The organism is Lachnoanaerobaculum orale, assembly GCF_003862485.1.
GTDB classification, from domain to species: Bacteria; Bacillota; Clostridia; order Lachnospirales; family Lachnospiraceae; genus Lachnoanaerobaculum; species Lachnoanaerobaculum orale.
This window is the reverse complement of sequence record NZ_RRCM01000001.1, coordinates 1,598,853-1,621,562: the sequence shown is the minus strand read 5'-3', so window position 1 is coordinate 1,621,562 and position 22,710 is coordinate 1,598,853. Positions and strand designations below refer to the sequence as shown.

Below are 22,710 nucleotides of genomic sequence, written 5' to 3'. Positions count from 1 at the left end.
ATCCCGTCTTTGACAGTTTTGAAAGATAAAATACCCTTCAAACCCTTTGTTTTAGCGGCTTTGGAGGGTATTTACATTTCGTTTTGAAACTAAAAAAATAGTATTTTATTTTCCCTTACTTTGTTTTTTAATTGTTCTCATTTGACTTTTTGTTATAAATTCAAAATCTGTATTAAAATGACAAATCTCATGTAGCTTATCTGTAAGCTCCGTTCTTTTATATAGCGGTATAAAACCTTGCTCTTTTACATATGCAAAATTAAAATCCTTTAAGGTTTTTAGAATCTCTTCACATGTATATTTGTGTTCTAATGCTTTCTCAAGATATCTGTAAATAATCAATGCTAAAAAACAAGTTAAGAAGTGAGACGTAATTCTGTCAACTCTTTGTAAGTACACAGGCCTTGCATCAAACTCAGTTTTCATAATTCTAAAGCACTCTTCGATTTGCCATCGCTTTTCACTTATACTTAGTATTTCACTTACATTATCGTCAAGTAGGTCTGTTGAGATAGCATACATACCGTCATACTTAGTTTCTTCATCTATTTTGTCTGTATTAAGAAAGTTATGTACATTTGCCTTTTCTCCATCATCAGTCACTGCAAGGCTGCTAATAAACCTGGCAGGGTCATTAGGATTTCGCCTTTCTTTTTTGATGCTACCTTTTTCAAGCATTAGCTTAGCTCTGTCAACTTGTTTTTCTCTAATAGTTTTTTGGTATTTGGCATATTTAGGTGAATATGTGATGATAAGTCTCTGAGATAAATCTTTAGGCGTATACGGAGCATCTTTGTAATATATAGCCTCATCATCCCTTGATATTTCTGATAAATCTACTACTTTATCATCAGACAAACGTTTAAATCCTTTAGTGTCTAAAGCCCATTGTCTATCTTGTGCATTAAGCTTTTTTATAGATTGTGTAACGACAAAGGCTCTTTCGCCCATATGATTGTATTTTCTTATTTTTTCCGAACCGAGTCCTGCATCGCTACAGTAAATAAACTTTTGACAGTCAAACTCGTTTAAAATCTTTTCTTCAAGAGGTTTAATAGAAGTTTGCTCATTAGCATTACCCGGAAATAGAGAAAAAGCAAGAGGAATGCCGTCACCATCCATAAACATCCCCATTTGTACTATAGGGTTTGGTCTGTGTTCCTTGCTTTTTCCGTATTTCTTAATTCCGTCTTCATCTTCAATCTCAAAATAATAATTGGTGCAATCATAAAAAAGAATCTTATCATTGCGTTTTCCTAATAAGTGGCTGTTTTTATAAGTTTCAGATTGTATAAGGTCACATTCTTTAGCAAGTACATTTAAAGAACGGTACACGTCATGTAATTGGTAAGACGGTGGCTCCAAAAAGTCAAGAGCACAGGTGTAACTTGAGCGTTTACTGGAAGGTTCAAGTATTCTTGAGTAAATCAAATCTGATAAAATCGCGTTAATATCAAACTTGAAGCTATATTTATCCCTTATTTTTCTACAAACTTTATCTAAGCCAAGGTTATAATAAAAGTATTGCAAAAACAGATATCCCCCACGATAGAAGACTTGTTGTTGAGGTTGAAGTCTTTTATTGGAGTTAAAAGAAATATTTACTGTTTTTTCTTCTTTATATTTTTGTGTTTCAAGTCTTGCCTCAGCACGAGCCCACTCCATTACATCATCTCTGGTAGGTCCGTGCTTTTTTAATAAATCAGCAAGCGTACCAAGTTTGCGTACATTAACAGAGGTGCTAACACCTTTTTCATTGATGAAACTTTTAGAAATATAGAATGACTCAGCATTTTTTGATTTTGATGTAGTAACTTTCATAGGGAACCTCTAACCCCTATTATATCATACAATACTATAAAATACTATATAATAAAACGAAAATTTTGACAAATTTTTCAACCAAGAAATGTAGGCTATATGCGGGTTGTGAGACTTTTTTTAGGCTTATTTATGTAAACAAACTGTCAAAGACCCGAGAATCCTTTATTTACAAGGCTTTAGAGGACTTTTATATATGACTAAGTGTTGAAGACCCGACATGAGGTAATACCTGTTTGTCCGGAAGTTCTTGGCGGACTGCCTATTCCAAGAGAACCTGCGGAAATAGTAAACGGTATAGTAAGTCTCAAGGACGGCACATCTGTTGATAAAGAATTTCGTGAAGGGGCAAGGAGAGCACTTGAGACAGTAAAAGAACAAAATGCCGATATTGTTATCTTACAGTCAAGAAGTCCGTCATGTGGAGTTAATACAGTATATGACGGTTCATTTTCAGGCAGGATTATATCGGGACAAGGTGTATTCGCAGATTTATTAAGAAGAAACGGAATGAAGGTGATAGATGTCGAGGATTTATAGGACAGCTTTAGGCAAATAAAAATTTTTTTGGTTTATTTTGACAAAAGTTGACTTATGGTGTATAATACTTAATATATATTTTAAATAGATTTTAATTTGAATATTAAAATAATAATCGTAAAAATATATAAAAATATAGAATGGAGGGTGGTTTGTGATTTGGTCTATCATTGTAGGTGGATTTATAGGTTTCATTGCAGGTGCTATTACCAATAAAGGTGGTGCAATGGGTATAATAGCTAATATCATTGCAGGTTTACTGGGATCATCTGTCGGTCAGGCATTATTTGGTAAATGGGGACCTACTATGGCAGGGATGTCATTGATTCCTTCTATCTTAGGTGCAGTAATTGTCATTGCTGTTGTTTCATTTTTCTTTGGTAGAAGAGGATAGGAAAATGATTGATAAGATACTTTAATATGTAAAAACAAATTATATTATTTTTATATCTTAAGTCTATAGTACTCGAGTAATATTCTTATAGAATGAAAAAATATATGCTTTACTATAATTTAGTGGATAAATCAATTCATATAATATATTGTAATAAATTTAGGTAAAAGGAGATTAGTATGTCATTAGAAGAGAAGATAGATCAAGCTAAAGGTGCTTTAAAAGAGGGTATTGGTAAAGTAACCGGTGATAAAAAAACAGAGACGGAGGGAGCTGCTGAAAAAGCTGCTTCTAAGGTTAAAGAAGTTGCAAAAGATGTTAAAGATGCTGTAGAAGGAACGGTCGAAGGTGTCAAGAATGTAATAAATAAGGATAAAGAATAGTTTAGATTAAGATTGTCCCTTAAATAGTTAAATATTATGGTCTTCTATTAAAATAATTTATAATTATGTTAAATAGAAGACCATTATTGTTTATCGCGAATTATATTTTTTATAGTTAACCGGAGTGTACAATAATATGATAATTTATATTTTATAAATCTAAGTGAACAGGGCTTAGTATATAAAAAGTAGGCAGCCTTTTTGGCTGTCTTTTTTGATTGACAAAAAATTTCAAATATTATATACTCAAAAATGTAAACGCTTACATTATTGGAGGGCGAAAAAAATAAAGTCTGAATATATGAAGCAAATATATCGATGTATAAAGCTAAGATGTGGAAGTGGAAAGATAACATTGAAGTAGGTAAAATTATTTCAATGATAACAGATTACTGATGGCAATGGCTGCAGTAGTTAATAAAAAATATTAGGAGTATAATATGAAGGCTAAAGAGAGAATCATCCAATTTGGTGAAGGCGGTTTTTTGAGAGGATTTGTAGACTATTTCTTCCAGAAATTAAATGATAAGGGCTTATTTGAAGGCTCTGTAGTTGTCGTTCAGCCTATAAAAACGGGTATGTGTGAGATGCTTGAAGCACAAAACTGTGAATACAATCTTTTCTTAAGAGGAGTTGATAACGGTAAGGTGGTAGATGAACATACTCATATAGATGTTATCAGCAGATGTATCAATCCATATGAGGACTATGAAGGATATTTGAGTCTGGCAAAGAATCCTGATTTCAGATTTATTGTGTCAAATACTACAGAAGCAGGAATTGTGTATGAAGATGATAATAAACTCTCCGATTCACCCGCAAACAGCTTTCCGGCAAAACTAACAGCACTTCTTTATGAAAGATTTAAAGCAGGATTGTCCGGATTTATTATACTTTCATGCGAACTTGTAGATCACAATGGTGAAGAGCTTTTAAAATGTTGTAAGCAGTATGCTTCCAAATGGGAGCTTGGAGCGGATTTTGCTTCATGGCTTGAAAAAGAAAACAGCTTCTGCTCTACATTGGTAGACAGAATTGTTACAGGATTTCCAAGAGATGAACATAAAGCTCTTGAGGAGAGAATCGGTCAAAAGGACAATATGATGGATACGGCCGAGATTTTCCACCTTTGGGTAATACAGGGAAACCATGAAGATGAGCTTCCACTGCAAAAGGCAGGCTTTAATGTAGTTTGGACCGACAATGTGGATCCTTATAAGAAGAGAAAGGTTCGTATACTTAACGGAGCACATACTTCAATGGTTTTAGCAGCAAGACTATATGGACTTGAGACTGTAGGCGAGTGCATGAAAGATGAAAAGGTATCATCACTTCTTAGAAAATCTGTGTTTGAGGAAATAATACCTACAATAGGAGATACCGAGGATAACAGAAAATTCGGAGAGGCTGTATTTGAGAGATTTTCAAATCCTTTTATCAAGCATCAGCTTTTATCAATTGCACTTAATTCAGTGTCAAAGTTCAGAGCCAGGGTACTTCCTACGATATTGGAGTATAAGGTCGAAAACGGGAAATATCCTGAGGTACTGAGTTTTTCATTGGCCGCACTTATCGCATTTTATAAGACAGATGAGGCAAATGACGGTGAAGAGATTGTAAAGTTTATGAAGAGCGCTTCGGTAGCAGATATCTTAAAGAGAGAAGATTACTGGGGTGAGGACCTTAGCGATATGTATGATATCGTAAACAGATGGTTTGAAAAGATAGAAAAAGACGGTGTAGCGGCTTGCTATGATGAGCTTTTGAAATAAAAAAGGGGTGGAGTAAACTCCATCTTTTTTAGTAGAAAAACTTTGATACTTCAGTTGAATTTTTAAGTGTAAAACCGGTTATTATTGTGATAAACTGGAAGCAGTATAATGAAAGGAGAAATAGTGAGAAAATGAAAGTTGTTGTCGCTATTGATTCATTTAAGGGAAGTATGTCATCTTTGGAAGCCGGAGAATCTATAAAGCAAGGTATACTTAAGGCAAAAAAAGATGCAAAAGTTGAGATAAGGCCACTTGCAGACGGCGGAGAAGGAACGGTGGAGGCTCTCTCAATAGGAATGGGAGGCAAGCTTATAAATGTGGAAGTAACGGGACCTGTAGGCAAAAGGGTAAATGCAGTTTACGGAATAGTGGAGTCCACAAAGACCGCAATAATAGAGATGTCACAGGCTGCAGGTATTACTTTGGTGAGCGGTGATGAAAAAAATCCGCTTCATACCACAACATTCGGTGTGGGAGAGATGATAAAAGACGCTGTAAAAAGAGGATGCAGACATTTTATAGTCGGTATAGGTGGTTCGGCTACAAACGACTGCGGAGTAGGAATGCTTCAGGCTCTGGGATATGAATTTTTTGATATTGAAGGCAAAGAGGTAGGATACGGTGCTGAAGGTGTCAGAGATATTGTAAAGATAGAAGATAAAAATGTCTTAAAAGAGCTGTATGAGTGTACATTCAGAGTGGCATGTGATGTTACCAATCCGCTTTGTGGTGAACTTGGTTGTAGTGCCGTATTCGGACCTCAAAAAGGTGCTACAAAGGAAATGGTACAAGATATGGATGCGTGGCTTTACAGCTTTTCAAATCTTGTAAAAGAAAAGTATAAAGATGCCGACTCCACATATCCGGGATGCGGTGCGGCAGGCGGACTTGGATATGCATTCTTTAACTTTACGAATTCAAAGATGGAATCGGGAATACAGATAGTGCTTGATGAAACAAGACTTGAAGATTATGTAAAGGATGCTGACATTGTGGTTACCGGTGAGGGAAGACTTGACAGTCAGACTGTAATGGGTAAGGCACCTGTCGGGGTAGCAAATATTGCAAAGAAGTATGCTAAAAAAGTCATAGCATTCTCAGGAAGTGTAACAGAGGATGCCGGAGTGTGCAATGAGCATGGAATAGATGCGTTTTTTCCTATTCTAAGAAGAATAGTTACATTGGAAGAAGCAATGCAAACAGATATTGCAAAGAAAAATCTGAGTGATACGGCGGAACAGGTATTCAGACTGCTATAAAAAAAGCAGCTTAGTGAGATAATCATTAAGCTGCTTTTTTCTTTAGAGTTTCAAATCTCCGTCCTTTACAAGTCCCGCTTTTCTTACAAACATATGAATAACAGGTGTGATAACTGCAGGTAGGATAAAGGATATCATAATAAGTCCGATCCAGTCAAATGAAGTTATAGCGGATTTGGCACCGCTTGTTACATCATTTACCCAACCTGTATACACTCCGATTTGACCTACAAGACCGCAGGTACCCATACCGGATGATACTGCGGCACCGTTCATTTGTAACTTGAATATGCAGGTTGCTATAGGTCCCGTAATCATGGATGTGATACATGGCGCTATCCAGACTCTCGGATTCTTTACAATATTGCCCATCTGAAGCATGGATGTACCGATACCTTGTGAGATAAGTCCTCCCCACTTGTTTTCAGGGAATGAGATAATTGCAAAGCCTACCATCTGGGCACAGCAGCCTGCCAAAGCGGCACCGCCTGCAAGTCCTGTAAGTCCGAGTGCGGCACAAATGGCAGCCGATGAAATAGGAAGTGTAAGTGCCACACCTACAAGGAGTGAGACCAGTATTCCCATAAGGAAAGGTTGAAGGCTTGTAGCCCACATGATGACTGTACCAAGCTTCATAGCGGCCTTTCCGAGAGTCGGTGCAAGCAGTGCGGATAAAAGTATTCCGACCGAGATAGTGACAAGCGGAGTGACCAGTATATCTATTTTGGTTTCTTTTGACACCATTTTACCTGCTTCAGAAGCTATTATTGCTACAAAAAGTACGGCAAGCGGTCCTCCTGCACCTCCAAGCGCATTTGATGCAAAACCTACAGTAATCAGTGAAAACAGTACAAGCGGCGGAGTGGCAAGTGCATAGCCGATTGCTACAGCCATTGCAGGTCCGCTCATGGCACTTGCAAGAGAACCTACAGTATAGTCAACTCCTGCAATGGTAGCCACTGTGCCGGTAAGAAAGCCTATATTAAACTGCTTTCCTACAGTATTGATAATAGTACCTATTAAAAGTGAACAAAACAGTCCCTGTGCCATAGCTCCCAAAGCGTCGATACCATATCTTTTTGCCGAGATAACGACATCCTTTCGCTTAAGAAATAACTTTAGCTTTTCCATAATGAACGCCTCCATTAAATTATGTTTACTTCCGGTACAATTCTAAAACTTTACAGTGGTTTGTCAAGCCGAATTTATACCGTATTTACAAAAGTGACAAGAAAAATAGTGCTTGACGAAAATAAGTTATTGTGCTAGAATGTGAAAGATTAAAGGATGCAAAGTCCTTTTTTTTTGGATTTTCAAGTCTAATTCGAACAATGGAGGTGGAATTGTGCGTACAAAGATAACACTTGCTTGTACAGAGTGCAAGCAGAGAAACTATAATACGACTAAGGATAAGAAAAATCATCCTGACCGTATGGAAATCAAAAAGTATTGTAAGTTCTGTAGAACTCATACAGTGCATAAGGAAACAAAATAGGAGTATTTATGGCTGAAGGAAAAAGCGGAAAGATATCTGACTTTTTGAAAGGTATAAAGACAGAGTTTAAAAAGATAGTATGGCCAACTAAGGATGATATTGTAAGAGAGACTATTGCTGTTATTTCATCATCTATAGCTATCGGTATTATAATATCAATACTGGACTTTATCTTCAAACTATTACTAAACTTTGTTATCAAATAGGTGATAATATGGCAGAAGCACAATGGTTCGTAGCCCATACTTATTCAGGCTATGAGAATAAAGTAAAAGTAGATATTGAAAAAACAATTGAGAATCGTGGGCTTCAAGACCAGATACTCGAAGTTACGGTTCCTATGGAAACCATACTTGAAGTGAAAAATGGTGTCGAAAAATCGTCAGATAAGAAACTTTTCCCGGGATATGTCCTTATTCATATGTATATGAATGATGAAACCTGGTATGTCGTAAGAAATACCAGAGGCGTTACAGGTTTCGTAGGTCCGGGAAGCAAGCCGGTACCACTCACCGAAGATGAGCTTGTAGCACTCGGCTACAGCGGCAATGCCACAAAGCCGGAAGCAAGGCTTGAGGTTGACCTCAAGGAAGGCGATATGGTTACAGTCATCAGCGGAGCATGGAAGGATACCGTGGGAGTGATTACCGCTGTCAACGAAAAAAGAAAGACTGTTTCTATCAATGTAGAAATGTTTGGACGAGAGACAAAAGTAGAGCTTGAGTTCACAGAAGTAAAGAAGGTGTAATCCGGCATAAGCCGTTATTACATAATGCATTTTAAATGCGTGGGAGGGAAGTTCCCGAAATTACCACAAGGAGGTGCCATATGGCAAAGAAAGTTACAGGATATATAAAATTGCAGATACCTGCAGGTAAAGCAACACCGGCTCCACCTGTCGGTCCGGCTCTTGGACAGCATGGTGTAAATATAGTTGAGTTTACAAAGCAGTTTAATGCAAGAACAGCAGATCAGGGAGATTTGATCATCCCTGTAGTTATCACAGTTTATGCAGATAGAAGCTTTAGTTTCATAACTAAGACTCCACCGGCTGCAGTTTTACTTAAGAAGGCATGTAAAATAGCTTCAGGATCAGGCGTACCTAACAAGACAAAGGTAGCTAAGATCACAAGAGCTCAGCTTCAGGAAATAGCAGAGCTTAAGATGCCTGACTTAAACGCAGCAAGTATTGACGCAGCTATCTCTATGATAGCAGGTACAGCCCGTTCAATGGGTATCACAGTAGAAGACTAATTTAGGAGGTAATATACATGAAACACGGAAAAAGATATGTTGAAGCTGCCAAATTAGTTGATCGTAGCGTACAATATGATGCAAACGAGGCAGTAGCTATACTTAAGAAAACAGCAGTAGCTAAGTTCGATGAAACAATAGAATTACATATAAGAACAGGTCTTGACGGACGTCATGCAGACCAGCAGATTCGTGGTGCGGTAGTTCTGCCACACGGAACAGGTAAGACTGTTAAAATCTTAGTTTTTGCAAAGGGACCTAAGGCAGATGAAGCTTTAGCAGCCGGAGCTGACTATGTAGGAGCTGAGGAGCTTATTCCGAAGATCCAGAACGACGGTTGGTTGGATTTTGACGTTATCGTTGCAACACCTGATATGATGGGCGTTGTAGGACGTCTCGGTAAGGTACTCGGACCTAAGGGACTTATGCCGAACCCTAAGGCAGGTACAGTTACAATGGATGTTACAAAGGCTATTGCAGACATCAAAGCAGGTAAAGTAGAGTATCGTCTTGATAAGACAAACTTGGTTCACGTACCTGTAGGAAAGGCTTCATTCAGTGAGCAGCAGCTTTTAGAGAACTTCCAGAGCATCATGGATGCTATCAACAAGGCTAAGCCAAGCACAGTTAAGGGTGCATACATTAAGAACATCGTTTTAACTTCAACAATGGGTCCCGGAATCAGACTCAATGTTGCTAAGCTTGTAGGCTAAAAGCCAATATAATAAAGACGCGCAGACTGCCGCATACTCGTAAAGAGTGTGCGGCAGTTTTTTATTGTGCAATTCTTAATACATATAGTATAATAGAAGTACTTATTAACTGAGGGGTGTGATGCTATGACTACAGTTGACAAACAGAAAATGACCGAGGAAGAAATTAAATTGTATTATATTACTCCTGCCATTGTGAACGGTTGGGAAAATCATATTGGTATGGAAAATAAGATTACTGATGGCAGAATAAATGTTAGTGGAAATATCACGAATAGGAGCAGTGCAAAATTTGCTGACTATGTTCTATATCTTAATGACGGTAAACCTATAGCAGTTGTGGAAGCAAAATCCAATAAATATCCTGTATCATATGGATTACAGCAGGCAATGGAATATGCTAAGATGATGGATATTCCATTTGCATACTCTTCAAACGGTGATGCATTTTTTGAACATGATTTTTTGACTGGCGAAGAAAAAAGAATTGAACTTGATAAATTTCCGACTCAGGAAGAGCTTATAGCCAGATATTATAGTGAGACAAATGATGGAAAGGGAATGTCCGATAATGAAAAAAAGATTGTATCACAACCTTATTATTCGTCACAAACGACATTTCCACCTAGATATTATCAGAGAAATGCTATAAATAGAACTGTAGAAGCAATCGCAAGAGGTCAGCAAAGGCTTTTAATTGTAATGGCTACAGGTACAGGAAAGACATACACAGCTTTTCAAATAGTATATCGACTACTTCGTTCAGGACTAAGGAAAAGAGTTTTATATCTGGCAGATAGAAATATTCTTGTGGATCAAAGTATATTACAAGATTTCGCACCTCTTGAAAAGACAATTTACAAAGTGAATTTTTCAGATAAAGAATGCCTTAGGAAAATTGTGTCACATGAAGTTAATTTTGCACTATATCATCAAATGGTTGGTCAAAATGATGAGGAGAATTTTAGACAAATACCTAAAGACTACTTTGATCTTATTATAGTTGACGAATGTCATCGTGGAAGTGCCAAAGAAGACAGCAATTGGAGAAAAGTACTTGAATATTTTTATGATGCAACTCAGATAGGAATGACAGCAACACCAAAGGAAAGTGAAAAAATTTCTAATATTGATTATTTTGGGGAACCTGTTTATATCTACAGCTTAAAGCAAGGAATTGAAGACGGATTTCTTGCACCGTTTAAGGTTATTAATATAACAACTAATATAGGTGAGGGTTGGAGACCTAGAAAAGGTCAGGTAGATATTGAAGGTAATCTTATAGAAGACAGAATCTATAATAATAGAGACTATGATTACAATATAGTAATAGAAGATAGAATCAGAGCTGTAGCTGAGGAAATAACGGAATATTTAAAAAGTACTGATAGAATGCAAAAGACAATAGTATTTTGTGCATCTGAGGAACATGCCGAGCGTATGAGGATAGCTTTAAATAATCTAAACAAGGATTTAATAAAAGAAAATTCTGATTACTGTGTCAGAATAACCGGTTCAGATGTATATGGAAAGTCCAAACTTGACTATTTTATTTCTGTGTCAAGTAAGTATCCGGTTATCGCAACAACTTCCGAATTACTTTCAACAGGTGCAGACTGTAAAATGACTAAGCTTATAGTACTTGATAAGATGATTGAAAGTATGACTACGTTTAAGCAGATTATAGGTCGTGGAACTCGTATAAGAGAAAAAGAAGGCAAAACGCATTTTGTTGTAATGGATTTTAGAAATGTAACAAAGTTGTTTGCAGATCCTGAATGGGATGGTCCTATTGAACAAGATGAAGGCTTTCAAAAGGGAAGTACTACAACAAAAAATAATAGAGTAATAAAAGAGGAAGGAAAATACAATGTATTACGTCCGGTTGTCAATGACAAAGGTTGTAATGTAAAAATTATAAACAGAATAGTTTCAGTGTACAATCCGGATGGCAAATTGCTAAGACAGGAAGATATTATTGACTACACAAGGACAAATATAAAGGGTGAATATGCTTCGTTATCTGACTTTATTAAAAAGTGGAAAGATTCAGATAAAAAAAGAACTATTGAAGAATTATTTTTGGAAAAAGGTGTTGACATAAAGGTATTAAAGAAAGACCAAGAAATGGAAGATGTAGATGATTTCGATTTTATCTGTTATGTGGCGTATGGAAAGAAGCCGTTGACAAGAAAAGAGAGAGCAAATAATGTGAAAAAGAGGGATTTCTTTAGCAAGTATTCATCTGATGCACAGGAGGTGCTCAATATATTGCTTGATAGATATATGAATCAAGGTATTACAGATGTTGAGGACATTAAGGTATTATCTTTATCAGATTTTGAAAATATCGGTAAGCCGGCAAAAATTGTAAAGTTGTTTGGTGGTAAGTCAGGTTATGAAGCAGCATTAAAAGAACTTGAAGAAAATATATATGAGGTTGAGGTGGTTTAAATATGGCGATGAAGTCGGGGTTTATAAAAAGAATAAGAGATATTATGCGTATGGATGCAGGTATCAATGGAGATGCTCAAAGAATTGAGCAAATGGTATGGATACTTTTCTTAAAAGCATATGATTCAAAGGAAGATGATTGGGAGGTAAGTGAAGATAATTACAAGTCGATAATACCTGAAGATTTGAGGTGGAGAAATTGGGCAAAAGCGGATAGTAGCGGTCATGCTATGACAGGAGATACACTACTTGATTTTGTCAATAATAAATTGTTTCCGGTGTTAAAGGGTAATGATGTAAAAGATGGAGATACGATAATGTACAGCGGAATCAGAGTTACACCTGATACACCTATGAAAAAGGCAATTGTATATTCCACGTTTGAAGATGCCAATAACTATATGAAAGATGGAGTATATTTACGTCAGGTGATAGATATTATTGACGAGATTGAGTTTGATGATGTAAAGGAAAGTCATGCTTTTGGATTTGTGTATGAGGAAATTTTGAGGGAGTTGCAGTCTGCAGGCTCATCAGGTGAATTCTATACGCCTAGAGCAGTAACTGATTTTATGGCAAGAATGATACAGCCTAAGCTTGGTGAAAAAATGGCGGATTTTGCCTGTGGAACGGGCGGATTTATAACATCATGGCTTAATGTATTATCAGAACAGGTAAATGATACTTTAGATAAAAGGATGCTTGACAGCAGTATTTATGGTATTGAGAAAAAGCCGTTTCCATACTTATTATGTGTGACAAACATGCTATTGCATGATATAGAGACACCAAATATTTATCATACTAATTCACTTAAATATAATCTGCTTGACTATACAGATGATGATAAATTTGATGTTATACTGATGAATCCACCGTATGGTGGACATGAAGATAAATCTATTCAAGGGTTCTTTCCTGACGATTTGGCAAGTTCTGAAACAGCCGACCTGTTTATGTCAGTTATTATGTATCGTTTAAAGAAAAACGGTAGAGCAGCGGTGGTTGTACCGGATGGATTCTTGTTTGGTTTGGATAATACGAAAGTAAATATTAAAAAGAAATTATTAAACGAATTTAACTTGCATACTATTGTGAGACTGCCAAATTCAGTATTTAGCCCATATACTTCTATTTCAACGAATTTGCTTTTCTTTGATAATAAGGAATCAATTGGTAAAACTTGGTTCTATAGAATAAATATTCCGTCAGATAGAAAGCATTTTTCAAAGACAAAGCCTATGGAACTCAAACACTTTGATGAATGTGTTGAATGGTGGAGTGATCGAAAAAGTATTCCGGATGGAGAAAATTTCAAGGCACAAGAGTTTAGCACAGATTTTCTGGTTAATGAACAGGGATGTAACCTGGATCTATGTGGATACACACATGAAGAAGAAGAAGTACTTGATCCACTAGATACAATAAGAGAATACCAAGAAAAGAGAGCTACATTGAATGCAGAGATAGATAAAGTACTTGCCAAGTTGGAAGCATTATTACCTGGAGGTATCATAGAATGACACCGGAGCAATTAAAATCAAGTATCTTACAGTATGCAATACAGGGAAAGTTGGTAGAACAAAGAGCTGAGGAAGGAACAGGAGAGGAACTTTATAGGAAGATACTGGTTGAGAAACAAAGACTGATAAAAGATGGAAAGATAAAAAAAGAAAAGATACTGCCTGATATAAGTGAAGAAGAGGCTCCTTTTGATATACCAGAGAGTTGGAAATGGGTAAGGCTTGGAAATATTATACAACTATCAAAAGGAGAAAAAAAAGAGAATATTCAGTATAAATATCTTGAGGCAAGATACCTTAGGGGGAATATATCGCCCAAAATACATTGTGAAGGGGAGTATGTGTCTAAAGGTACAAATGTCATTTTAGTAGATGGAGAAAATTCCGGAGAAGTATTTGAATTGAAGGAAGAAGGATATTTGGGTAGTACGTTCAAAATATTATCGATACCAGAATCCATGGATAGAAAATATATAATTAACTTTCTTGAGTATAAAAGAAAGGAACTCAGAGAAAATAAAAAGGGGGCAGCAATACCACATCTAAATAAAGAGTTGCTATTTAACTATCCACTACCGATACCACCACTAGAGGAACAAAAACGTATAGTTAATAAAATAGAAGAACTTTTTCCATATGTAGAAAAATATGCGTTAAATTATGAAAAACTCGAAAAGCTTAATGCCGGATTTCCTGATAATATGAAAAAGTCTATTTTAGAGTATGCTATTCAAGGTAAACTTGTGGAACAAAGAGCTGAGGAAGGAACAGGAGAGGAACTGTATAAGAAGATACAGGCTGAGAAACAAAGACTGATAAAAGAGGGGAAGATAAAAAAAGAAAAGGTTCTGCCTGAAATAAATGATGATGAAATACCATTTGATATACCGGATAGTTGGAAGTGGACGAGATGGGGTGAACTATCATTTTCTATCCAATATGGTTATAATGCACCGGCAAAAACAAATGGAAGAATAAAAATGGTACGTATAACAGATATACAAAATGGAATGATAAATTGGGATAATGTGCCATTTTGTGATATAGATGAAAAAGATATAGATAAATATAAACTGGCTGAAAATGATATTTTATTTGCAAGAACAGGAGGTACTGTTGGAAAATCTTATATTGTAAGAGATATATTGGAAGAATCTATTTACGCAGGATACCTTATAAGGACGAGGTATAGCAATATGCTAAATCCATTGTATTTATATTACTTTATGCAGACAAATTTGTATTGGAATCAGTTAAGAGCTGGTACAATTTCTACTGCACAGCCAAATTGCAATGGACAGACATTATCAAAAATGCTTATACCTCTTCCGCCAATTATAGAGCAACAGCGTATTGTTTCGAGGGTTGAAGAACTACTACAATATATTAATATAATTAAACAACTATAGATAAGTAGATATTTATATATTATTGATAATATCTCGTAGAATTAAATATTTAACTGTAATTAGGTTATTTAAATAGATGTAGGCTTTAATATAGTTTAGAATTTAGAGTTTTCAAAATATTTAAATAATGTAAATTCTAGTTATTATAAAGAAATGCTTATAAATAACACCTATATAAGGTATTATACGTTAAATATGTATTAGATAATTCTAGCACCACAACTTGAGAAATTGAAAATGATTAATAGTAACAATATATGTGAGGAATGTGTTAATTATGAAATTTATTAATTATATTCTTAAAATAAAAATATTAAAGAATATACGAAGCATCATTAAGGATAGAAATAAAAAAATATTATTAAAAAAATTAAAAAGTCAACAGTTGAAAGATATAAAGTTTTTAAAAAATCTTTTAATAAAGATTTTTCGAGAACCGAAAGATTGTTTTGGACTTGATTTTTCTGATATGAAAGAATTTCAAATATTTGAGAAAGTTATAACCAGTTGCAATAAAGTTAACTATAATAATAGAGAGATTGTAATGGCTTATGTAATGCTCCATTTGCTGGAAAGATATCATCGTTTTCAATATATGCAATTAAAATTATTAGAGACAAAAGAACATTATATTATGAGTAATTTAACTAAAAAACAATATAATAACAAATTTGATTATACTGTTAGAATATTAGATGTAGGAACAGGACCTGCACCGGCTCTTTTGGCATTTTCGGACTTTTATGATTGGCTTAAACAACATAAAGATATAAGATTAGAGATTAAATCTGACTATGTTGAAAATAGTAATTCATTCAGGAATTTTCTACATAGATTTACAGAAATTGCACTTAAAGAGGGAAAAAAATATCATGTTCCTTTTCATCATGGTAAACATTATAACATTAAAGAATATTCAGGGAACGATAAGTATGAGTTGGTGATTTTTAGTAATTTTTTAACTTCATCAAACTTTCTAAAGAGTATTGAGACTCATTTAAATGATATTCTTAATAGAATGACTAACAAATCTATTGTAGTTATCAATGGTGGAAAATATAATAAAATATATGATGAAATTAATAATAATTTTGAACATAATAAAATCAAGTACAAACAATACAAAGGCCAATGGAAAACCATCTTTTCAAATTCTAATCGTATAGCGCTGAAAAAGTCTAATGATAAAACAGGAAAAATTGTAAATGAATATTATAGAGAATTAAAACAGCTTCTAAGTGCTAAGGGGGTTTACGATAAGTTACCAGAGAAAGCAAAACAACTTATAGACAATGGTTCAAAGTCAGGGGATAGTTCAATATGGTATTTGCTGGCCTATCAGAAAAGGTCATATGATGTTAATCAATTAAAAAAGATAAAATGATATTAACCTAAATTATTCATAATAAGGCTCTGAATGCGAATAAAGTAATACTGTATAGTATTTATATATTAATAGATACGAAGTATAATATATATATAACATAAATACTAGTTAATAAAATGAAATGAATAGAAAGGTGATTTATTATGAAAAAAAGTGTAAAAAGGAAAGCTGAAAAATATAATCAGTTTATACTTAGTACAAATGGTATTAATTACAGGGATAAAAAAGCTGTGATTGATCAATTTAACAAAAGTGTAATAGAGTATAAGCGATTTTGTGATGTGCTGAGTGGTGGAGATGAGGACTTGGCATCTAAAAAGTTACGAGATGCAGGTACAGACCTCTATACATGTTGTGAATGGGCATTAAAAAACTATTTGTACAAAAGGTATGATGAAAAGCTTAAGTCTGGTGAAATTACAAAACATGAAAGGGAACACAAGGTTGGAAGACTTAGTTCAAGAAAGGCTACAATAAAGATACTTTTAGATGAATTAAAAAGTTTGGCATCACCTAGTGTGTCTTCTAATGGAATTGACTGTCAAAAGATTTTAAGTAATGCTAAAGAGGTTAATAACAGGCCTAAGCATGATCGAACTATTCCTAATCCTAGTAAATATAAAGAAGTATTGGGAGAAATTAGAAAAATAATAAATAGTTATATAGATTCTGATGCCAAACTAGAGTTTATAGATGACTCGATTTACGGTGAAGGGAAGGAGTGGTATGAACTATTAGAGAATACTTCTGATTTTAATTCTACATATTCATATGTATTAATAACAAAAAAAGTTGGAACAATTAATCTAAAAGGGCTGTTTTCACTTAAATGGGATCTAGTTATAGATATGGATCCTGATAGTGATATAGATGGTTTGGCTAAGGAATATTTTAAAATAAGAGGAGTCATGCCGAGAATTTGTACTTTAGATAAAACTAATGCAAGAAAAAAGTTTGTTTCATCACCTGCACCATACTGGGTAATGGCAAATGGAACTTCAGATAAACCAGAAACGGTGGTAGATCCTAAAAAATGGGGTACTGCCCATGGAAGGTACCTTACTACACTTCTAGAAGAATATCATAAAGAGTATACAAAGCCTGTAAAAGCTTTTATATATACAATTGAAGATGAAAAAAATCTTATGAGAATAGTAGATGCCTTTAATGATATATATGATGGTGGTGAAGAGATAGATTTTTGTTTGCTATCTGCAGATAGGGAGCTTAATTATATTGATTATGAGAATTTTAAATTATCTAAACTTAAATTTGAGGAATTTGCTGATAATTTATGTGTATACAATCAAGATAGTCAGTTTATTGAAAGTATGGTTAAATATGAATTACCAGCAGAAAATAGAAAAAAAGTTAGCATTGATGAAAATTTTGCTACAGAATTAAAAGATTCTTTTGAAACTGTATATATTGATGTTGATCATGAGGACAAACTTGATTCCAGGAAGTGTGACAGAAGTTTTTTTTATAAAGGAATACAGCATATAAGTTGGTATGGATTAAGAGAGCAATTTGATATTATTCAACATGATAAAAAAATGATTGAAAATAAAATAGGACAAGACTTGGAAGATAGAGCAAGATTGTTAAGAAAAGTATACTATATTCCCGGAATTGGTGGGACCACCATGATGCGACGACTGGCATGGGAGTTTAGAGATGTTTGTCCAACATTGATTCTGAATCGTTTGAATGAGCATACTAGTAATAACTTACAAAAAATTTATGATTTGACACATATGCCGGTTTTGATCTTTGCAGATAATAATGAAATAGATATTGAGGAAGTGAAAAATCTTCAAATAGATCTTAAGCTGAAGGGTTTTGCTTTTGTTATTTGCTATTTTCAGAGAAAAATTAGAGGAATAAATACTAATGGAGGAAGTAATTATACAGTTATTAATGAGTTTAGAGCAAGCGAAGCTGAACAAATGAAAAGTAAGCTGATTGACTTCTTACCAAATCAAGAGGCTAAAGAAGAGTTTGAGAAACAGGTTTTGAAATTAAATGGAAATGATAGACTGCCATTTATATTAGCTATGTATGCATTTGATAAGGAATTCAAAGGTATAAAACCATTTATAGCAAGGTTTATTGAAGGAATGAATGATCAATTAAAAAAAATACTGTTTGCATTATCTATAGCAGATTATGCGAATGTGGCAATTGATAAACAATATTTTATGGATTTATTCTACGATAAATCAGTGGATAAGTTCTTATTGGAAGAAGCCCCTGGAATTAATGAACTTGTTCGTATTGAAAAAGTATCTGAAAAAGAAACTATAAGGATACGTTATAATTTGTTCGGTGAAGAGATTCTTAGACAACTTTCGAACGGACGTGAGTCAGAAGAAATTGTATTCTTAAATCTTGTTGATTATATACTTAATTTCATTGAAGATTCTAGGAGCAATATTTATACAATTAATCAGAATACATTGAGACTATTGAGAAGCCTATTTATAAGTAGAAAGACGGATGTTAATTCTGAAAAGCCTGTTTTTTCTCCTCTTATAACAAAATTAAGAGAAGAACATCGTATAAATTATGATGGGAATTATGATCCTTCAAAAGATGCAATTGTAAATATATTTAAAAAATTGGTTAAAGTGTATCCAGAAGAACCACATTTTACGGCACATCTTGCAAGATTTTATTTCTATATTGACAAAAATTACGAATTAGGATTCAAAAATATTAATGCAGCAATAGAAATGTCACAAATAGAAAATGGGCATGTGGATCCACTACTTTATCATATGAAAGCAATGGGATACTCCTCGAGAATAACAAATATGTATATTAAGGATGTGTTACATAGCATTAGAGAGGATCCTCAGTATGATATTTCGATATATAAAGAAAAAATACAGGAAGATGCAGAACAAGCGTTTAAGTACTTTGAGATGGTTAGAGATAGCAATGTTGGTGTAGCGGGGCATGTTTCAGAGATTAACTTATGTATTCAGATTGCAAACCTTGCAAAGAATTTACTTGAAGGGATGGAAAACTTTGAAGAGTACATTTCTTCTGAAAATGGTATATGGGCTATGCAATATGTCGATAGAGCGGAAACTGTCTGGGAAGAACTGAAACAGTTGGCTTCAGATTCAGTATATGAAGATTTAGATGGTATAGAGGAAAGAATTAAAACACTTACGTCATCTGTAGAAGGAAGTATTGAAATCTGGACCAAGTATATAAGTAATTCTAATAACAGAAACTGTGCACAAGCAAGAAGAATTCTTGCCAGATCATATTTAAAGGCTGCCGATAGTACTTCTGATTTCGAATCAAAAAAAGAATATTTTAAAAAAGTGGTTGATCTTATGTATGATAATATATCAGAGGATAAGCAACATGTCGGAAATATAAGGATTTGGTTTGATGCAGTTAAAAGACTTGAGGTAAAAGATCAAGATGAATTGATGGATGATGCGATTCTTAAACTAAATCAGTGGATCAGTATTACTGACTCGGTAGATGCACACTACTATAGATTTGTTATAAAGTGTATTAGAAGTATTAATGGAAGTACATTGGCTGAAGGCGATTTACCAAAGTTGCTAAGAGAGCTAAAACAAAAATCAGCAACCTTATATAATCGTACGATACCGAGGCATTGGCTTTCAAAGAATGGTGAAGGAATTAACGCACTGTTAACAAACAATAGAAATAGGAAAGATGCTATACCGGAAGATGAAATGTCAAGTATATTGCGTCCATTGACAGGTAGAATCAGTAATAACTATGTCAATGAAAGTCATGCATATATTGATTGGAAGGGGATTGAAGTATATTTTAATCCTTCAGCGACTAAGGGTGAAATCAGTAAAATAAATATCGGACAAAGAGTAAATTTTGGAATTGGATTTAGTTACGATGGACCAAGGGCATATAATAGCTCTATTAAATTACCGGGAAATGATGAAGTAGTTGAGTATAAAAGAGAAATTGAACCGGGAATTACTGTAAAATGTGAGGTTATTAGAAATCTCGAATATTATACTCAAGTAAAAATTGTTGGGTTCTCTGAGGTTGGAAGTATTCATATAAGTGAATTAGCAGGACGGTACTCTTCAGATAATCGTCCGGATGTAGGAAGTCTGATTGAGGATTGTAAAGTTATAGGTAAAAAGTTTGATAGTGCTAGAAATTGTAATATTTGGCGTATAACAATGAATATCGATAATATTCAAGATGATACAAAAGATGAAACAGAAATGGCTAAAGCAATTAGGTTAAGTGGTATGAAAGTAGAGAGAGATTGACTTATTTGGTGTAGCACTTATAGAAGAAAATTTATGTTATAGAATTCACATATCCATTCTCAATAATATACTTGTTTGGAGTTTACAAATGTTGTATACTATTCATACAAAAACAACATAGCTTGGTGGGAGGTTAATATGCCGGTAGTAGAGAGTTTGATTTGCAAAGAGGCAGATGGTAAACTTAGTTTTGGCAATTATATTCTTGGTACAAAATCAAAAGTAGAAGATTTTGGACATGATGGAGATGTATACAAGGTGAAGACTTATAAAGAGATTACAAAACTTGAGAAGAATTCAGCATTTGTATATGAGTCGGTTCCGGGAAGTACAGTAATGGGATTCGAGACTACCCCAAATTTGACTACATTTGAAATATACGGTTTTGGAGATACTCAGATTACCATCGGGTTGGAAGAAGATACTGAATATGAAGTATATATCGACGGTGTCAGCATAGGAGGTATGAAGACGAATCTGTCAGGTAAACTTATATTCAGTGTAGAGCTAAGCGAAAAGAGCACAAAGGTTTTAATCAAAAAAAGATAGTTACATGGGGCATCCGGTTAAGAAGATGCCCCTTTTTTAAATAGAAAGGTTTTTATGGCAAAAGCAAGTAAAAGTGCGTTCTTTTGTAAGGAATGCGGCTATGAGTCGCCGAAGTGGCTTGGGCAATGTCCTATGTGTAAGGCATGGAACAGCCTTATAGAAGAACCTGTAGTAAAGACAAAGACTGTTGCAAAAGGATTGTCAAGTAATACCTACAAAAAGCCTTCAAGACTTTCTGAAATACAGCTGGAAGAAGAAGACAGGTTCCACACAGGATTCGAGGAACTTGACAGAGTGCTTGGAGGCGGAGTGGTAAGAGGCTCACTTGTGTTGGTAGGCGGAGACCCGGGAATAGGAAAGTCCACACTGCTTTTACAGGTTTGTAAGAATATCTCGGACAGTAAAAAAGATGTCCTGTATATCTCAGGAGAGGAGAGCCTTAAGCAGATAAAGATGAGGGCAAAGAGAATCGGTGATATCACTGAAAACTTAAGCTTTCTTTGTGAGACAAATCTGAATATTATAAAAGAGACCGTACTTAGTGAGAAGCCTGATGTGGTGGTAATTGACTCAATACAGACCATGTTTAATGAGGAGGTGGCGTCTGCACCCGGAAGTGTAAGTCAGGTAAGGGAATCAACCAATCTGCTTATGCAGGTGGCTAAGGAAAATAATATTGCCATATTTATAGTAGGTCACGTGACCAAAGAAGGACAGGTCGCAGGTCCGAGGGTTTTAGAGCATATGGTGGATACAGTACTCTACTTTGAAGGTGACAGGTTTGCCTCATACAGAATACTTCGTGCGGTAAAGAACAGGTTCGGCTCCACCAATGAAATAGGAGTGTTTGAGATGCAACAGGAAGGACTTATAGAGGTAAAAAATCCTTCAGAGTTTATGCTCTCAGGCAGACCTAAGAATGCTACCGGAGCGGCTGTAGCCTGCCTTATGGAGGGCAGCAGACCTATTTTGGTAGAGGTACAGGCCTTGGTCGTGCCTACAGCTTTCGGACTTCCCAGAAGGACATCTACAGGTACGGATGTGAACAGAATCAATCTTTTGATGGCGGTTATAGAAAAAAGGTGTGCACTTGCAATGAGCAGATATGATGCCTATATAAATATAGCGGGCGGACTCAAAATAAATGAGCCTGCACTTGACCTATCCATCATAATGTCGCTTATTTCAAGTATGAAAAACAGGGCAATAGATGAGAAAACCGTAATATTCGGAGAGGTGGGTCTTTCAGGTGAGGTCAGAGCGGTGAGTATGCCTGAGATAAGGATAAGAGAGGCGATGAAGCTTGGATTTGAAGTATGTATACTGCCTAAGGTAAGCCTTGAAAAGATTTCATTTAAGGGAAATATTAAGTTGATAGGTGTAAGCAATATAAACGAAGCGGTTTCATTGCTTAGCTGAGAGAGATATAAAGATAATGTAAGCCGATAAGGCAGAATATTTATTG

At 34.9% G+C, this 22,710-nt stretch carries 18 protein-coding genes and 1 pseudogene; 17 read left to right on the top strand and 2 right to left on the bottom strand.

The window, feature by feature from the left end:
- Positions 1-105: 105 nt before the first annotated feature.
- On the bottom strand, positions 106-1,821 hold the full coding sequence (locus tag EHW90_RS07650; protein WP_124952243.1) for an IS1634 family transposase: 1,716 nt from the start codon (positions 1,819-1,821) through the stop codon (positions 106-108).
- Positions 1,822-2,040: 219 nt separating this feature from the next.
- On the opposite strand from EHW90_RS07650, the pseudogene EHW90_RS07645 reads away from it, so the two are divergent.
- The 5 genes and pseudogenes from EHW90_RS07645 to EHW90_RS07625 form a co-directional block, all read left to right on the top strand.
- Positions 2,041-2,361: pseudogene (locus EHW90_RS07645) on the top strand (DUF523 domain-containing protein); the annotation flags it as partial.
- Between the two features lie 154 nt (positions 2,362-2,515).
- The gene (locus EHW90_RS07640; RefSeq protein WP_008755077.1) at positions 2,516-2,755 is read left to right on the top strand and encodes a GlsB/YeaQ/YmgE family stress response membrane protein; all 240 of its coding nucleotides are present in this window, start codon (positions 2,516-2,518) and stop codon (positions 2,753-2,755) included.
- A gap of 179 nt (positions 2,756-2,934) precedes the next feature.
- Entirely contained in the window at positions 2,935-3,138 is a 204-nt protein-coding gene (locus EHW90_RS07635; protein WP_060931733.1) for a CsbD family protein, read from the top strand.
- 440 nt (positions 3,139-3,578) lie between these two features.
- Complete coding sequence (locus tag EHW90_RS07630) at positions 3,579-4,910, top strand: tagaturonate reductase (RefSeq protein ID WP_124952242.1); 1,332 nt, start codon at positions 3,579-3,581, stop codon at positions 4,908-4,910.
- Positions 4,911-5,041: 131 nt separating this feature from the next.
- Positions 5,042-6,169 carry a glycerate kinase family protein gene (locus tag EHW90_RS07625; RefSeq protein ID WP_124952241.1) on the top strand — a complete coding sequence of 376 codons (1,128 nt, stop codon included), beginning with the start codon at positions 5,042-5,044 and terminating at the stop codon, positions 6,167-6,169.
- Positions 6,170-6,211: 42 nt separating this feature from the next.
- On the opposite strand, the gene EHW90_RS07620 is transcribed toward EHW90_RS07625, so the two are convergent.
- Entirely contained in the window at positions 6,212-7,300 is a 1,089-nt protein-coding gene (locus tag EHW90_RS07620) for a PTS transporter subunit IIC (RefSeq protein WP_124952240.1), read from the bottom strand.
- A 214-nt stretch (positions 7,301-7,514) separates the two neighbouring features.
- Between EHW90_RS07620 and rpmG the strand changes: the two genes are divergently transcribed.
- The 12 genes from rpmG (at position 7,515) to radA (ending at position 22,664) form a co-directional block, all read left to right on the top strand.
- Positions 7,515-7,664: a 50S ribosomal protein L33 gene (gene rpmG / locus EHW90_RS07615; protein ID WP_008751059.1), complete on the top strand. Its 150-nt coding sequence runs from the start codon at positions 7,515-7,517 to the stop codon at positions 7,662-7,664.
- A gap of 8 nt (positions 7,665-7,672) precedes the next feature.
- Positions 7,673-7,870 (top strand): preprotein translocase subunit SecE, encoded by a 198-nt coding sequence (gene secE / locus EHW90_RS07610; RefSeq protein WP_009446337.1) that lies wholly within the window; start codon positions 7,673-7,675, stop codon positions 7,868-7,870.
- A gap of 8 nt (positions 7,871-7,878) precedes the next feature.
- On the top strand, positions 7,879-8,412 hold the full coding sequence (gene nusG, locus EHW90_RS07605; RefSeq protein WP_009446338.1) for a transcription termination/antitermination protein NusG: 534 nt from the start codon (positions 7,879-7,881) through the stop codon (positions 8,410-8,412).
- A gap of 80 nt (positions 8,413-8,492) precedes the next feature.
- Positions 8,493-8,918 carry a 50S ribosomal protein L11 gene (rplK, locus tag EHW90_RS07600; RefSeq protein ID WP_060931729.1) on the top strand — a complete coding sequence of 142 codons (426 nt, stop codon included), beginning with the start codon at positions 8,493-8,495 and terminating at the stop codon, positions 8,916-8,918.
- Between the two features lie 17 nt (positions 8,919-8,935).
- Complete coding sequence (rplA, locus tag EHW90_RS07595; RefSeq protein WP_060931728.1) at positions 8,936-9,631, top strand: 50S ribosomal protein L1; 696 nt, start codon at positions 8,936-8,938, stop codon at positions 9,629-9,631.
- A 126-nt stretch (positions 9,632-9,757) separates the two neighbouring features.
- Positions 9,758-12,085, top strand: a complete 2,328-nt coding sequence (gene hsdR, locus EHW90_RS07590; RefSeq protein WP_124952239.1) for an EcoAI/FtnUII family type I restriction enzme subunit R — start codon at positions 9,758-9,760, stop codon at positions 12,083-12,085.
- A gap of 2 nt (positions 12,086-12,087) precedes the next feature.
- Complete coding sequence (locus EHW90_RS07585; RefSeq protein WP_124952238.1) at positions 12,088-13,608, top strand: class I SAM-dependent DNA methyltransferase; 1,521 nt, start codon at positions 12,088-12,090, stop codon at positions 13,606-13,608.
- Positions 13,605-15,017, top strand: coding sequence for a restriction endonuclease subunit S (locus tag EHW90_RS07580; protein WP_124952237.1), 1,413 nt, complete (start codon positions 13,605-13,607; stop codon positions 15,015-15,017). The genes EHW90_RS07585 and EHW90_RS07580 overlap by 4 nt, the downstream gene beginning before the upstream one ends.
- A 277-nt stretch (positions 15,018-15,294) precedes the next feature.
- A complete protein-coding gene (locus EHW90_RS07575) occupies positions 15,295-16,401 on the top strand; it encodes a hypothetical protein (protein ID WP_124952236.1) in 1,107 nt (368 codons plus the stop codon).
- 146 nt (positions 16,402-16,547) lie between these two features.
- Positions 16,548-20,696, top strand: a complete 4,149-nt coding sequence (locus EHW90_RS07570) for a hypothetical protein (RefSeq protein WP_124952235.1) — start codon at positions 16,548-16,550, stop codon at positions 20,694-20,696.
- A gap of 138 nt (positions 20,697-20,834) precedes the next feature.
- Positions 20,835-21,245, top strand: coding sequence for an endosialidase (locus tag EHW90_RS07565; RefSeq protein ID WP_124952234.1), 411 nt, complete (start codon positions 20,835-20,837; stop codon positions 21,243-21,245).
- Positions 21,246-21,299: 54 nt separating this feature from the next.
- Entirely contained in the window at positions 21,300-22,664 is a 1,365-nt protein-coding gene (gene radA, locus EHW90_RS07560; protein WP_124952233.1) for a DNA repair protein RadA, read from the top strand.
- Positions 22,665-22,710: the final 46 nt, after the last annotated feature.